Here is a 13087-nt window from a genome sequence, read left to right on the forward strand (position 1 = left end):
AGGTCGCCGGTGAACAGTTCGTCGATGTCCATGGCTTCTCCTCCTACGGAGTGGTTGGACGAGCCCCGCGGGGTGCAGGGCCCTTGGACCCGTCCCGGCCGCCGACAACCAGGCGACCGGGACGGGGGCTCATCGGTGGTACGACTGCCACGGCACCAGCAGGCCGGCCTCGTGGCGGGGATCCCGCTCCGGCCGAATGGGAGTTTGTGAGCCCCGCCCCAGTGCGGCACTGGGTCTTCGTCGGGGCTCACACGGCCAGAGCGGGAGTCAGTAGGTGCCCGTCGAGCGGGCTGGGAGGGGTCAGTCGGGGGCGAAGTACCAGAAGGCCCAGCCGGACCGGCGTCGTGGAGGCGATGATCAGGGCTGACAGCAGCCACTGCCGCCAGCCGTAGCGCTCACCACGCTTGTTCCGCCAGCGGTTCGCGATCCCCGCGACACCGCCAACCCGATCGCGCTGCCGACCGCGCGGACCGAGACGACGTACATGACCTGGGCGGTGATCTGGTTCTTCCCTGCTCACTCGGCTTCGTCTCAGGCTGCCGGACAATGGCCGCGAGGCCAGGGGGCGCCGTGCTCGCTTCTGGTCGGGCAGAGTTGCTGCGGGCCGACGCACGGGCAGATCGGTGGGGCTTCGCTAGCCATCGGCCTCGTCCTCCTTCCCTTGCCTCTCGCGGTAGAGGCCAGCGAAGCGCCTGGTGAGCAGGCCGAGTTCGCGCATGTACTGGTAGGCGCCGCAGTGGGTGGACTCCGCCGTCGGCCGGCGCATTAGGTGAAGAACGCGGTAGCCCTCCTGGAACAGCGCCTGCACGGCCGGGCCCTCCTTGAAGTCGAGGTCTTCGCCCATCAGCACCCTCAGGTGACCGATCAGGTCCCGGGTCGTCGCGTCGATCACCGAACGCTCGGGCATCACCAGCCTCACGGCGAGCGCCGTCTCCACGGATTCGTCGACCCCGTCCAGGAGGATCGGGAATTGCGCCGAGTCGGACGGTGTCGTGGCGCTCTGTGTGCCCATGACCGCACCTCTTCTCCAGTGTCACCGTTGTCCCTTGCTGTCCACGTCCAGAAAACCGGCTCGCGTTGGCGCAGACCACGGCGTCCGCAGGGCACTCCTGGGACACTTCTGAGGCAGACAGGCGCCGCCGGGATGACACGGGTCGAAGCGTGGAAAGGGGGCGGTATGGGGTTAGCGGAGCGACGCAGGGCGCAGGGCTACAGTCAGGAGGGGCTTGCGCACGCCCTCGGCGTGGATCGACGTACGGTCGGGCGCTGGGACACCGGCAAGACCACGCCGCAGCCGTCACTTCGGCCGCGACTGGCCGAACTGCTGGGCCTCGACCTTGATGAACTCGACGCCCTGGTGGGACCGCCACAAGCAGCCCTCTCGGAGTCGGCAGGGTTGCCGCCTCGCGACCACCATGGCTCAGGGGACCTCGACGACATGATCCGACGCCAGTTTCTGCGTGCTATAGCCGTCACCAGCGCCATGGTGGCGCTGCCCGCCGACGAGAGCGAATCACTCACGGTGGGCACACTTCGCGGGACCGCCGAAGACTTCCTGCGCATGAACGGCCACCTGTGGCACGTCTACCAACTCGCCCGCGCCAAAAGCTCCGTGTACCCGATCGTCCGCGACCAGCTCACCACGCTCAACAACACCCTCAGCGGCCAGCAAGAGACGGAGACACGAGCCCTGTGCGGCGCCGCCGGCGACCTCTTCCAGCTCGCCGGCGAGCTGGCCTTCGACGGCAACCGCTACACCGACGCCGCCGCCTCGTACACCCTCGCCGCCTCGGCCAGCAAGGAAGCCAAGTCGTACGACCTGTGGGCATGCGCTCTGGTCCGTCACGCCTACCTCGACCTGTACGAGCGCCGCTACGCCGACGCCGCCGGCACCCTCTCAGCCGCTGAGAGGGTGGCCCGGCACGGGGACAGCTCCCTGACGACCCGCTACTGGGTCGCTTCCGTCCAGGCGGAGGCATATGCCGGTCTCGGGAACCTCTCCGCCTGCGAGCGGGCCCTCGATACGGCGGAGAAGGTGACGGACCTGAGCGGCCCAGCCCACAACGGCGGCTGGCTGCGCTTCGACGGCTCCCGCCTGGCCGAGGAACGCGGCGCCCGCTACCTCCAGCTCGGGCGCTTGGACCTCGCCGAGAAGGCCCTCACCGCCGCCCTCGGGCAGGACGTCCTCGCCTCCGGCCAGTCATTCCGGCGCCGCGGCGCCGTCCTGACCGACCTCGCATCCATCGGCGCCAAGCGCCACGACCCGGACCAAGTCCTCACCTACGGTCGCGAGGCACTGCACCTCGCCCGGAAAACCTCCTCTGGCTATGTCGCCCGTAGACTCCAGAGGCTGCAGACGGACCTCGGCCCCCTCGCACGCGACGCTCGCATGGTCGAACTGGGCGCCGAGATCGACGCACTGTGAACGACGTGACGAGAGGGGAAAGCATGTCGCAGGTCGAGGGAGCACGACTGTTCCGCGAGGCTTGGATCACCGGGGTGCGCAAGCACTTCCCCGGCGAACCCAAGCCCGGCTACGTCACCCCCTGGGAAGAGACCCCGGAGTGGGAGCGGCAGGCCGCCAGTTCCGTCCATGACCAGGTGCGACAGTTCCTCGACCTCAGCGACGGTCACGCCGCCCGCCTCACCCGCGAGCAGAAGAGCCGCTTCGTCGCCACGTGCTGGACTGCCCAGATGTACCGGCACTTCGAAAACCCTAAGCCCGGATACGTCGCGGACTGGCCCGACCTGCCCGACTGGCAGAAGGAGACGGACGCCGACATCTTCGAGGCCATTGAAGACGCCTTGAAATAGGCGTTCATCGCTGTTCCCCCGTAGCCGTAATTCGGAGTGCATCATCCACAAGCGGACGCGGTTGTCCTCCTCAGACGACAGAGGCTGCCGAAGGCGTTCGCCGGTGTTGGGGCGGCACTAGCGCTGCGCGACGTCCTTGATGAACACGAGCCCGTCGATGGACGCCAAGTGGGCCGGGTCGAGCGGGGCGTAGCCGAACCAGGGGGATGTGCGGAGGTTCGGGTGCGTGTCGCCGAGGGTTGTGGTCAGGCGAGTGGCGTCGACGATGTACTGGCTCTCCGGGAGCTCGTACAGGAGTCCTTCGACGGTGTTCGGCGGTGGGGTATGCACTCCCTGGTGATGGATCGTGCCGAGGGCCGTCGCCACGAAGGCGTACTCCTCGCCGAGGTGGGCGCTCGCCAGTGCGCCGGCGCTCCACCACTCCACCGGCCCCTCCCACATCTGCATCGTGCTCTTCTCCCGCTGGAGATGGGAGTTGTGGGCGTACACGAGTGCCGGGCCGCCGGCGGCGAGGGCGAGGAGGTTGGCGGACATCATCGAATCCCGCACGCCCAGCAGCCGGGGCATGCGGGCCGGTGAGGTGTCGGCCATCCAGTAGTGGTAGCGCAGGAGGCCCGTTGCGGTACGGCCGTACAGGCGTGCACGGTTCCAGTCGTCCCGCGAAGTCGTCGTGATCAGGTGGGGTGTCTGTTCGTCGAGGAGTGCCATCAAGTCGTCGGCCAGCAGCCGTAGTTCCGCGGCCTCGGCCGAACGTCCCACCGACTGGGTCGGGTCCATCATCACGGCGGGATTGGTCCACGGGTCGTCGGCGCCGAGCAAGCGGTCGAGTGTTTCCGCGGTGCAGGGGAGCAGGGCCGCGTCCACCTGCGCCGAGAGGTAGCCGTGGAGTGCGGTGAGGGCCTGGCGGGGACTCGCCGCGCCGGTGATCTCCAGAGGGCCGTCGAAGCCGGCGAAGTGGAGGCGCTCGGGCGCGGGTCGGCCGTCGTTGTAGGTGCGCATCCAGCGCACCAGCTCGCGGTTGGCCGTGGAGGCGCCGAGCCCGTGGCTGAATCCGTGCTCCATGACCTCGTCGAGGGTGCCCGTGCCCGAGGTGACGTAGTCGTCGACTACCAGGCCCATCATGCAGTCGCTCTCGATCGTGATCGTCCGGTAGCCCTCCTGCTCGACGAGTTGCCGGAAGAGCTCGTTGCGCAGGTCGAGCAGGGTGTCCTCGCCATGGGTGGGCTCGCCCAGCGCGAGCAGTCGGGGCCGGGTCGGGAGCAGCTTCATGAGGGCGGCAGCCTCGACGGCGTGCGTGGTTGCCTTGATGTCCGTTGCCATGCATTCAACGGTATCGTTGAACCTTCGGTTGAAACTTTCGCGCGGAATCGTGGATGTCATGGGGCGAAACCTTCAAAACGGGGAGCGGCTGAGGCCCGTTGACCTGGCGCGCGGGCACGGTCTGTCCACGCAGGCAGTCAGGAACTACGAGGAGGCCGGCATCCTTCCGGCCGCCGCTCGCACCGCCCATGGCTACCGCACCTACACCTCGCTGCACGCGGCAGCCCTGCGCGCGTTCCTCGCCCTCGTGCCCGGCCACGGCCACCAGACGGCGATGTCGATCATGCGGGCGGTGAACGAGGACGCGGCCGAGGAGGCGTTCCGCCTCATCGACGAGAGCCACGCCCAGCTCCTCGAGGACCGGCGGACCCTCCAGGCCGTGGAGAGCGCCCTTCGCGACCTGGAGCCCCTCACGGGGTCGGAGTCGGCCGCGGCGTCCTCGCCCGGTGGCATGTTCATCGGGCCACTGGCAGGCACGCTCGGGATCCGGCCCGCGACGCTGCGCAAATGGGAGCGGGCCGGGCTGGTGAGCCCGCGCCGCGACCCGCTGACCGGGTATCGCGTCTACGACGAAGCCGACGTACGGGATGCCCGGCTGGCCCACCAACTCCGGCGGGGCGGCTACCTGCTGGAGCAGATCGCGCCGCTCATCGCCCAGGTGCGGGCGGCCGGAGGTCTTGAGCCCCTGGAGGCCGCCCTGCGCGACTGGCACGGCCGACTGTCCGCCCGCGGGCGGGCGATGCTGACCGGCGCCGCGGAGCTGGAGGCGTACCTCCGCAAGCGGGGATGAGACGCCGCCGCGAAGAGGCCAACGGGGTGTTCCCAGCGGTGTCGGGGCGCCGACGAGGGACCGTTCAGCCATGCTGGAACAGGGCGGATCCCCTTCTTGCGACAAGGAGCACCGTATGCCCACCAACACGGTCGAACGATTCCTGGCAGCCCTGGACCCGGGGCACAAAGAGGCCGTCGGCGCCAAGCCGCGCGAGGAGCAGGAACGCCTCGCGGCAGCCTGGGAACGGGAACTGGAAGCGGACGACGAGCTCGACACCCTCGACGAACTGTCACCGCCGGCAGCGGAGGCCGAGGCGGCTCGCCGCGTCCTGGACCGCGAGACCGACTAGCGGCCGCCCCACTTCGCGGTGATCACTCACACGGTTCAGACCAGTTCGAGTTGCCGTTGCGGTTCTCGCGCTGGTGCGGCCGTCGCTTCCCACCGTGCGACGGTCCGTACGTAGCCGTAGATCACCGAGGTCATCGCCAGCAGGAGCAGGGGTCCGGCCAGCCACGGATGCTTGGCCATGTCCAACGGCACGTAGCGGTACGACACCAAGAGCGCGGCGAAGACCGTCGCGCCGTAGGCGACCAGCCGGACCCCCGATCGATCCCAGCCCCGGTCGAATGTCCGCAGACCCGCCTCGATCGTGAGCGTGAACACCACGCCGGCGATGAGGTCCGCGCCGTAGTGGTAGCCGAATCCCAGCGTCGCGGCGAGCGTGGCGATCAGCCAGAACGTTCCTGCATAGCGCAGAAGTCGTGGGCCCTTGCGGGAATGGATGAAGATCGCGACCGCCCACGCCGTGTGCAGGCTGGGCATGCAGTTCCGGGGGGTGACCCCGTCGAACGGCATGTGCTGCGGGGGGCTGATCGGCGGCAGAGTCTGCGGCCACAGGTTGGCCGCCGCCCACTGCACGCTGGGTGCCGATTCGGGCGCCCACAGGCTGACCGACGCCCATTGCTCGGTGCCGGTGCCGTAGGCGAAGACCGGTCCGACCACCGGGTAGATCATGTAGAAGGCCGGTCCGATGAGGCCTATCACCAGGAAGGTGCGCACCAGGTGGTGGCGGGGGAAACGGCGCTCCGCCGCCACGCCACGGAATTGATACAGCGCGACGACGACCGCGGCCACCGGGAGTTGGCCGTAGACGAAGTCGAGGACATTGAAGCCGATGGGGCCGGAGGCCTCGACGATCCGGCCTACCAGCCAGGACGGGTCGCCCAGGGCGTGATCGGCGGTCGCCACGTACTGGTCGAGCACCGACGGTCGGGTCTTCGAGGTGATGAACAGCCAGGTGTCGCCGGTCTTGCGGCCGGCCATCAGCAGCAGGGCCAGCCCTACGCCCTTGAGCAGCAGGACGCGTTCGCTGCCGGTGCGGCGCGTGACGGCGATGACCCCACAGCCCAGAATCACCCACAATGCGCCATTACCGAAGGGGTGGCCTTCCGTCACCTTGACGTCGAGCGCCCAACGGACCGCCGAGAAAGCGACATCGATACCGATCGCGCCGCCCAGCGCGATGAATCGTTGCCGCCAAGTGAGTACCACCATCATCAACGCCATGGAGGCGTACAGCAGGCCACCCGATTTGGGGGCGAATATCACCTCTCGCGTCTGGGTGGTGATCGGCCCCGGCAGGCCGTAGCGACGCGCGGCGAACTCCAGCGCTATGAGGAATCCGAGGGCCACGACAGCCGCCACGGCCCAGAGTCTCGCCCGTGGTTGACGCCACAGCGGGAGCGGGATTCCGTCACTTATTCGCGGAGATATGCGTGATGGTCTGTATCTCAATTTTCGGCCGATTTACTCGATTTTGATCAAAGGGCAGGGTGATTTCGCTCGTCCGACGAGGGAAGACGGAAAGATCGCGGTCCGGGTTCCAGCCCGGCCGACGAATGCGGCCGTAGGCAGCACGAAGTCCCCGTTTGTGCACGAACGTGAGCCCCCGAGACCCCCGACCCCCCAGGTCAGAGCCCCCGCATCATACGGGTTTCCCCACCGTTGGCCCTAGAGCAAGGTGAAGTGCCTTTTGCGTTCACCGCGAGGGGCCCGGCATCCCGGAGCGGGGTAGGGCAACGCCCGTTTCCCCGCCCCCTCACCACCGCCCCGCCTCACTCCCCACGATCGCCTCCGACGCCTTCCCGTCCACGCCCACCGGCACCTCACCGGCCACCATCACGCGGTGCATGATCCGAGGATGATCAAGGTGGGCGCTGTCGCTCGGGGCCAGATGGATCGTCGCGCGGTTGTCCCAGAAGGCCACGCTCCCCGGTTCCCAGCGGAAACGGACCGTGTACTCGGGCCGGACCGCCTGGTCCAGGAGGAGGTCCAGGAGCGCCTGGCTCTCGGCTCGGGAGAGGTCGGCGATCTGTTCCACGTAGTAGCCGTTGATGTAGAGGATGCGCTCCCCCGTCTCCGGGTGGACCCGGACCAGCGGGTGGAGCGTCGCCACCTGGTGGTCCAGGAGGTGGCGGAGGTACGCGTCGTCCCCGGGCCGCGGCTGATACCCGACGCCCAGGCGGTGTTCCGCCCTCAGGCCGGACACGAACTCCCGCACGGGGGCCGAAAGTCCGGCGTACGCGGCCGCCAGGTTCGACCACGTCGTGTCGCCTCCGTACGGCGGGACCGTCTCCGCGCGGAGGATCGTCGCGGCGGGTGGGTCGACGCGGGCGCCGTGGTCGCAGTGCCAGCCGCGCAGCAGGGTGTGCCGGCGGCGGCGCAGCCACTCGTCGTGCTCCATGCCGAAGCGGCCGCCCAACTCCAGCCGGTCCGCAGTGGTTTCCACCTCCGGGAAGTCCGGCGGGGACGCCTTCCCGCGGCGCGGCAGGACGACCGGCTCGCCGAAGCGGCGCGCGAACGCCACGTGTCCGGCGTGGTCCAGCGGCTGGTCGCGGAAGAACACCACCTTCCAGCGCAGCACCGCGGCCCTGATCACGGCGACCACGGCGTCGTCGAGGTCGCTCGACAGGTCCACGCCCGTGATCTCCGCCCCGATGTGCCCGGCGGCCGGTTTCACCTCGATCGCCGCGGGCGGCTGCGCCGCGCCCCTGTCCGTCGTCATGTGTTCTCCGTGGGTCGTCAGCCGGTTCACCGAAGATCGTGACAGCGATCGGCGCCGGAGGCGACAGGGCCCTGCCCCAAATTCCGTTGCGCGCCCCGCGACCGGCCGCATACCGTCCCGATCATGCTGCCCGTCGTGGAAACGGACGAGGAATGGGACGCGGTCGTCCCGGACGAAACGGTGATGCGCCCGGGAGCGGAGGACCTGTGCGCCCGCCTCGGCCTCGCCGGAGAGCCGCTCACCCGCTTCCCGGACGGTTCACAGCCGGTCTACGCCGTGGGCGACGAGCATGTGCTCAAGCTCTTCCCCGGGGCCGCCGCCGAGGACGGGATCGCCGAGGGGCGGGTGCTGTCCTTCCTCCAGGGGCGGCTGCCCGTACCGACGCCGCAGGTGCGGGAGTTCGGTGCGTACGAGAACGGCTGGCAGTACGTCCTGATGTCCCGCCTGCGCGGGGAGAACCTGGCCCGGTCCTGGGACCGGGTGCCGAGGGCCGACCGGGAGCGGCTCGTCGCCGAGGTCGGCCACGCCCTCGCGGTACTGCATTCCCTCACCCCCGACCCCCTTCAGGACGTCCTCGGCCCCGGCGACTGGGGCGCCTTCGTGGACCGGCAGCGCGCCGGGGCCGTGGAGCAGCAGCGTGCACACGGGCTGCCGGAGGTGTGGCTGGAGCAGATCCCGGACTTCCTCGACTCCGTCTCCCTGCCCCGCACACCGCAGCCGTCCCTGCTGCACACCGAGGTGATGCAGCAGCACTTCCTCGTCGATCCGGGCGGCCGACGCCTGACGGGGCTGTTCGACTTCGAGCCCGCCATGATCGGGGACCGCGCCTACGACTTCGTGGGCGTCGGCCTGTTCGTCACGCGCGGGGATCCGGGACTGATGGCCCTGCTCGCCAGGTCGTACGGCCGCACCTTCGAGCCGGCCGTCCTGCTCGCGTACACGCTGCTGCACGTCTACAGCAAACTTCCTTGGTATCTGCGGGAGTTGGGCGAACCGGGCGAGAAGAAGCTGCCCGCTCTCGCCGAGGCCTGGTTCGGTACCGGACTCACACCGTGAACTCCCGTATCACCGTGTTCCGGAAGACCGCCGTACCGTCGATCGAGAACAGCGCGACCCCGGTGTCGATCAGGTACGGGAAGACCTCCGAGGTGTGCACGTACCGGCCGTCGTCGATGAACATCTCCACCGAGGTACGGTCCACCAGGATGCGCAGCCGAACCCGGCCCGCTCCCCGGTCGAAGGGGCTGTGGCTCTCCTGCCAGCGGCCGGAGGCGTCGGGGTTGACGGTGGGGCGGCGGTTGAGGAAGGCGTAGTCGCCGTAAATCCCGGCGTCGATGTGCCGGACTCCGTCGGGTGAGCGGCGCAACTGGACGCCCGCTCCGGTGAGTTGGTCCCATGCGATCTCACAGGTCAGCTCGTAGGCGGTGCCCGTGTAGTCCAGTTCGTGGGTGCCGTTGACCTCCACATCACCCAGGCTCACCGTTCGCGAGACGTACGAGTCCAGTGCGGCGACCGGCCGCGAGGCCAGGTAGTACGCACCCGAGGAGCCGCGCTTCAGCCGGACCTCGCGGACGATCGAGTCGGTGCCGTTGAAGCCGTCGGAGTCGATCGTGGGCGTGGTGTTGGCGTAGTCCCAGTTGTTCAGCCAGCCGATCGCGTAGCGGGTGTGCGCGTCCACTTCACCGTTCCCGCCCCGCTTTTCGAAGGTGACGGCGCCGTACCAGTCCCAGCCGTGGTCCAGCCACTGCGGGTCACTCGCGTCGGCGGTGAAGGTGGTGCCGTCGAAGGAGCCGGTCCAGTACGCGTAGGTGTTGGGCAGCCCGGAGGCCTTGGCGTTGGCGCTCACGCCCAGCACCCACCTCGCCGTGCCGTCGTCGGCGGTGATGCGGAACAGGTCGGGGCACTCCAGGACGCCGATGCCGTCCTTGACGAAGCCGCTGACGTACGTCCAGGACTTCAGGTCCGCGGAGTGGTAGAAGCCGACCTTGTTGTTCTCGGCGAGGGTCATCACCCAGCGGCCGCGTTCCTCGTCCCGGACGACCTTGGGGTCGCGGAAGTCGCGCACGCCGGGGTTGGCGAGGACCGGGCCGGTGCCGTGCGGGCGGAAGGTGCGTCCGCCGTCGGTGGAGTAGTACAGGTACTGGGCCTGGGTGACCTCGTCGGGCGCCATGGTGGCCAGGACGATGACCGCGCCCGCGCCGAAGTCGGCGGTGTTGTCGGTGTCCACGACGGCCGAGCCGGACCAGACGTCGCCGTTGGGGGTGGTGTCCTTCGGCACGGCGATCCCGCGGTCGGTGAAGGACACGAGGTCGGTGCTGGTGGCCAGGCGCCAGGCGGTGCCCGTGGTCGTGCCGCCGGTCGTGTAGTCCGGGTTGTACAGGTAGTAGTAGTGGTACTCGCCGTCGATCCACACCGGTCGCTGCGGGTCGTTCTTCCACTGGTCGGGGACCGTGAAGTGGTAGGTGGCGCGGTAACTGGCGCATGTGGCGGCGGACTTGGTCCTCGCGGCGGCGGGGGGCGCGGCGGGCAGCAGGACGGCTGCCGCGCCCGCCGTGGATCCGGCGAAGAGCGCTCTCCTGGACATCCCACGCATCACACATCGTTCCTCTCGTCGGAAACGGCGGCTCATGTGGACCAGGACTCTGCGACCTAACTCGTTAAAGGTCAAGCTGTCACGACTCTTGACAGCGCCGTAACGCGCTTCACATCATCTGGGGCATCAACCCTGATCTAACACGAGTTAGGCCCGTTAGATGACCGACTCGCACCTCACCCGCCGCACCCTGTTGCGGTACGGCGCCTACGGCGCGGGAGCCGCCGCCCTGGCCGGCACCGCCGCCTCCTGGGACCGGCTCACCGGAGCCGACATTCCCGGCCGCGACGACGACTCACTCGTCGTCGCCACCCTCGGGCCCGCCTACGGCCCCGAGGCCATCCGCACGCTCACCGACGGCTTCAAGCAGCTCCACCCCGACATCAAGCTGCGGATCAACGCGGTGCAGGCCGTCGACTGGTCGGACTTCTTCGCCAAGATCCTCACCCAGATCGCCGCGGGCACCGCTCCCGACCTGGTCTACGTCGCCACGGAGGGCGTCCAGCTCTTCGCCCAGCGCCTCGGGGTGGCCCTGGACAAGTGGGTGAAGCGGGACGCGGCCGAGCTGCGCGAGTACTTCGCCGACGTCCACCCCTCGCTGGTGGAGTCGATGATGTACGAGGGGAGCCTGTACCAGCTGCCGGTCGAGTTCAACGCGGCCGACATGTACCTCAACCACCAGGTCCTCCAGCGCGCGGGCGCGAGCTTCCCGGCCCCCGACTGGACCCGCGACGACTTCACCGCGCTGCTGCGGGACATGAAGAAGTCCAGCGGTTCGCAGTTCACGCCGTACTTCTGGACCAACCGGCTGTGGGGCGGTGTCGTCCCCTGGCTGTTCGCCAATGGCACCAATCTCCTCGCCGAGTCCAAGGCACCGGGCGGCGCCTGGCTGTGGGACGGCTTCTACCCGGCCGCCGAACGGCAGGGCCGCGGGGGCGGCTTCCGCTGGACGACCCCGCAGGCCACCGACGCCCGCGTGGAGGAGGCATACGACTATCTCGCCTCCCTCATCCAGGAGGACCTGTGCACCCGCCCCGAGGGCGGCAACGGCCAGAACCTCGTCGGCGTGTTCTCGACCGGCCGGGTCGGCGTGACCCCCGCGGGCGGCTTCTGGGCGGGCGGTCTGAACCTGGCCGGCATGAAGGCCACCGACTACGACGTCCAGTACTTCCCGCGCTGGCGCACCCAGCGCATGCAGTTCGGCGCCGCCGGCTACGCCCTGCTGCGCACCTCGAAGCGCCAGGAAGAAGCCTGGGAGTTCATCAAGTACGCCGCCCGCAAGGACACCCTGGACCGGCTCTTCGTGACCAACCAGACCACCCCGGCACGCCGTTCGATGCTGACCGCCGCCCGCTACCGGGAGACCGGCCCGAACCACTGGCAGGTCTTCTACGACACCCTCGACAAGTTCCCGGACACCGGGCCGATCCCCGCGCCGCCCCAGGTCGCCGAGGTGGAGCAGGTGCTGCTCAAGCACACCGGCACGGCCCTGGCCTCCCGGCGCTCGGTGGGACCCGCGCTGCGCCGGATGCAGAGCGACCTGGAGAAGGCCATGGAGCGTGACGTATGACGAACACCCAGATCCAGGCCGTACGACCGCAACCGGCAGCGCCCGCCCCGGTCGCCCCGAAGCCCTCCGCCCGCGACCGGGGCAGCCGGCTGCTGGCCGCACTGTTCCTGGCCCCGACGATCGTCGGCATCGTGGTCTTCACCGTCGTACCGATCGCCGGATCCATCGTCCTGAGCCTGTTCCACTGGAACGTCATCGACGATCCGAGCTTCGCGGGGGCCGCCAACTACCGTGAGGTGTTCGGCGATTCGACCGTGCTGGTCTCCTTCCGCAACACCCTGGTGTTCATGGTGTTCGCGGTCGCGCTGCAACTGCTGATCGCGCTGGTGTTGGCGCTGGCGGTGAACGGGCGGATGCCGGTGTGGCTGCGCTCGGTGTTCCGGTCGGCGTTCTTCTTCCCGCTGGTGCTGTCCGCTGCGTCGATCTCGGTGGTGATGAAGTACCTGTTCAATCAGGACTTCGGGGTCGTGAACTGGCTGCTCGGGCTGGTCGGGATCGCGCCGGTGCCCTGGCTGACGTCTGAGAACGGCGCGATGACGGCGGTCGTGCTGGTCTATGTCTGGCAGCAGTTCGGGTTCTCGTTCCTGCTGTTCGTCGGCGGCCTCAACAACATCCCCAAGGAGATCCACGAGGCGGCATCCCTGGACGGCGCGACGGGCCTGCGCAAGCACCTCACCGTCACGCTGCCGCTGCTCTCGCCCACGCTGCTGGTCGCCTCCGTGGTCGGCATCATCAACGCGCTCCAGGTCTTCGAGCAGCCGTACGTCCTCACCAACGGCGGCCCCGGCGACTCCACCCGCACCGTCGTGATGGTCATCTACGAGAACGCCTTCGAACAGCTCCGCTTCGGCGAGGCGTCCGCAGTGGGCGTGCTGCTGTTCGTGCTGATCATGGCGGTGACCGCCCTCCAGTTCCGGCTCAGCCGGCGTTTCGTCCACTACCAGTGAGCCGGGT

At 68.9% G+C, this 13087-nt stretch carries 12 protein-coding genes; 7 read left to right on the forward strand and 5 right to left on the reverse strand.

Annotated features, from left to right (window positions below):
• Window positions 1-634 precede the first annotated feature (634 nt).
• Window positions 635-1012: a hypothetical protein gene (locus OHT76_RS02390; protein ID WP_328869023.1), complete on the reverse strand. Its 378-nt coding sequence runs from the start codon at window positions 1010-1012 to the stop codon at window positions 635-637.
• 165 nt (window positions 1013-1177) lie between these two features.
• Here OHT76_RS02390 and OHT76_RS02395 point away from each other — a divergent pair, with 165 nt between their 5' ends.
• Window positions 1178-2425: a helix-turn-helix transcriptional regulator gene (locus OHT76_RS02395; protein WP_328869024.1), complete on the forward strand. Its 1248-nt coding sequence runs from the start codon at window positions 1178-1180 to the stop codon at window positions 2423-2425.
• 23 nt (window positions 2426-2448) lie between these two features.
• Complete coding sequence (locus OHT76_RS02400) at window positions 2449-2814, forward strand: hypothetical protein (RefSeq protein WP_328869025.1); 366 nt, start codon at window positions 2449-2451, stop codon at window positions 2812-2814.
• Window positions 2815-2931: 117 nt separating this feature from the next.
• On the opposite strand, the gene OHT76_RS02405 is transcribed toward OHT76_RS02400, so the two are convergent.
• On the reverse strand, window positions 2932-4134 hold the full coding sequence (locus tag OHT76_RS02405; RefSeq protein ID WP_328869026.1) for an erythromycin esterase family protein: 1203 nt from the start codon (window positions 4132-4134) through the stop codon (window positions 2932-2934).
• A gap of 58 nt (window positions 4135-4192) precedes the next feature.
• Here OHT76_RS02405 and OHT76_RS02410 point away from each other — a divergent pair, with 58 nt between their 5' ends.
• Both OHT76_RS02410 and OHT76_RS02415 read left to right on the forward strand, forming a co-directional pair.
• Window positions 4193-4924 (forward strand): TioE family transcriptional regulator, encoded by a 732-nt coding sequence (locus OHT76_RS02410; RefSeq protein WP_328869027.1) that lies wholly within the window; start codon window positions 4193-4195, stop codon window positions 4922-4924.
• 115 nt (window positions 4925-5039) lie between these two features.
• Window positions 5040-5255 (forward strand): hypothetical protein, encoded by a 216-nt coding sequence (locus tag OHT76_RS02415; RefSeq protein WP_328869028.1) that lies wholly within the window; start codon window positions 5040-5042, stop codon window positions 5253-5255.
• 35 nt (window positions 5256-5290) lie between these two features.
• Here OHT76_RS02415 and OHT76_RS02420 read toward each other — a convergent pair whose 3' ends face one another.
• Window positions 5291-6610 (reverse strand): phosphatase PAP2 family protein, encoded by a 1320-nt coding sequence (locus OHT76_RS02420; RefSeq protein ID WP_328869029.1) that lies wholly within the window; start codon window positions 6608-6610, stop codon window positions 5291-5293.
• Between the two features lie 394 nt (window positions 6611-7004).
• Window positions 7005-7970 carry a TauD/TfdA dioxygenase family protein gene (locus OHT76_RS02425; protein ID WP_328869030.1) on the reverse strand — a complete coding sequence of 322 codons (966 nt, stop codon included), beginning with the start codon at window positions 7968-7970 and terminating at the stop codon, window positions 7005-7007.
• A 123-nt stretch (window positions 7971-8093) separates the two neighbouring features.
• Between OHT76_RS02425 and OHT76_RS02430 the strand changes: the two genes are divergently transcribed.
• Complete coding sequence (locus OHT76_RS02430; RefSeq protein WP_328869031.1) at window positions 8094-9026, forward strand: aminoglycoside phosphotransferase family protein; 933 nt, start codon at window positions 8094-8096, stop codon at window positions 9024-9026.
• Here OHT76_RS02430 and OHT76_RS02435 read toward each other — a convergent pair.
• A complete protein-coding gene (locus OHT76_RS02435; RefSeq protein WP_328869032.1) occupies window positions 9016-10563 on the reverse strand; it encodes a glycoside hydrolase family 32 protein in 1548 nt (515 codons plus the stop codon). The two genes, OHT76_RS02430 and OHT76_RS02435, sit on opposite strands and share 11 nt — an antisense overlap.
• Window positions 10564-10723: 160 nt before the next feature.
• Between OHT76_RS02435 and OHT76_RS02440 the strand changes: the two genes are divergently transcribed.
• Together OHT76_RS02440 and OHT76_RS02445 are read left to right on the forward strand one after the other, a co-directional pair.
• A complete protein-coding gene (locus OHT76_RS02440; protein WP_328869033.1) occupies window positions 10724-12133 on the forward strand; it encodes an extracellular solute-binding protein in 1410 nt (469 codons plus the stop codon).
• Complete coding sequence (locus OHT76_RS02445; protein WP_328869034.1) at window positions 12130-13080, forward strand: carbohydrate ABC transporter permease; 951 nt, start codon at window positions 12130-12132, stop codon at window positions 13078-13080. The genes OHT76_RS02440 and OHT76_RS02445 overlap by 4 nt, the downstream gene beginning before the upstream one ends.
• Window positions 13081-13087: the final 7 nt, after the last annotated feature.

The organism is Streptomyces sp. NBC_00287 (assembly GCF_036173105.1).
Lineage (GTDB): Bacteria > Actinomycetota > Actinomycetes > Streptomycetales > Streptomycetaceae > Streptomyces.

Coding starts and splice junctions, on each gene's coding strand:
- OHT76_RS02390 (WP_328869023.1), bottom strand. CDS start 1,012: ATGGGCACACAGAGCGCCACGACACCGTCCGACTCGGCGCAATTCCCG.
- OHT76_RS02395 (WP_328869024.1), top strand. CDS start 1,178: ATGGGGTTAGCGGAGCGACGCAGGGCGCAGGGCTACAGTCAGGAGGGG.
- OHT76_RS02400 (WP_328869025.1), top strand. CDS start 2,449: ATGTCGCAGGTCGAGGGAGCACGACTGTTCCGCGAGGCTTGGATCACC.
- OHT76_RS02405 (WP_328869026.1), bottom strand. CDS start 4,134: ATGGCAACGGACATCAAGGCAACCACGCACGCCGTCGAGGCTGCCGCC.
- OHT76_RS02410 (WP_328869027.1), top strand. CDS start 4,193: ATGGGGCGAAACCTTCAAAACGGGGAGCGGCTGAGGCCCGTTGACCTG.
- OHT76_RS02415 (WP_328869028.1), top strand. CDS start 5,040: ATGCCCACCAACACGGTCGAACGATTCCTGGCAGCCCTGGACCCGGGG.
- OHT76_RS02425 (WP_328869030.1), bottom strand. CDS start 7,970: ATGACGACGGACAGGGGCGCGGCGCAGCCGCCCGCGGCGATCGAGGTG.
- OHT76_RS02430 (WP_328869031.1), top strand. CDS start 8,094: ATGCTGCCCGTCGTGGAAACGGACGAGGAATGGGACGCGGTCGTCCCG.
- OHT76_RS02435 (WP_328869032.1), bottom strand. CDS start 10,563: ATGCGTGGGATGTCCAGGAGAGCGCTCTTCGCCGGATCCACGGCGGGC.
- OHT76_RS02440 (WP_328869033.1), top strand. CDS start 10,724: ATGACCGACTCGCACCTCACCCGCCGCACCCTGTTGCGGTACGGCGCC.
- OHT76_RS02445 (WP_328869034.1), top strand. CDS start 12,130: ATGACGAACACCCAGATCCAGGCCGTACGACCGCAACCGGCAGCGCCC.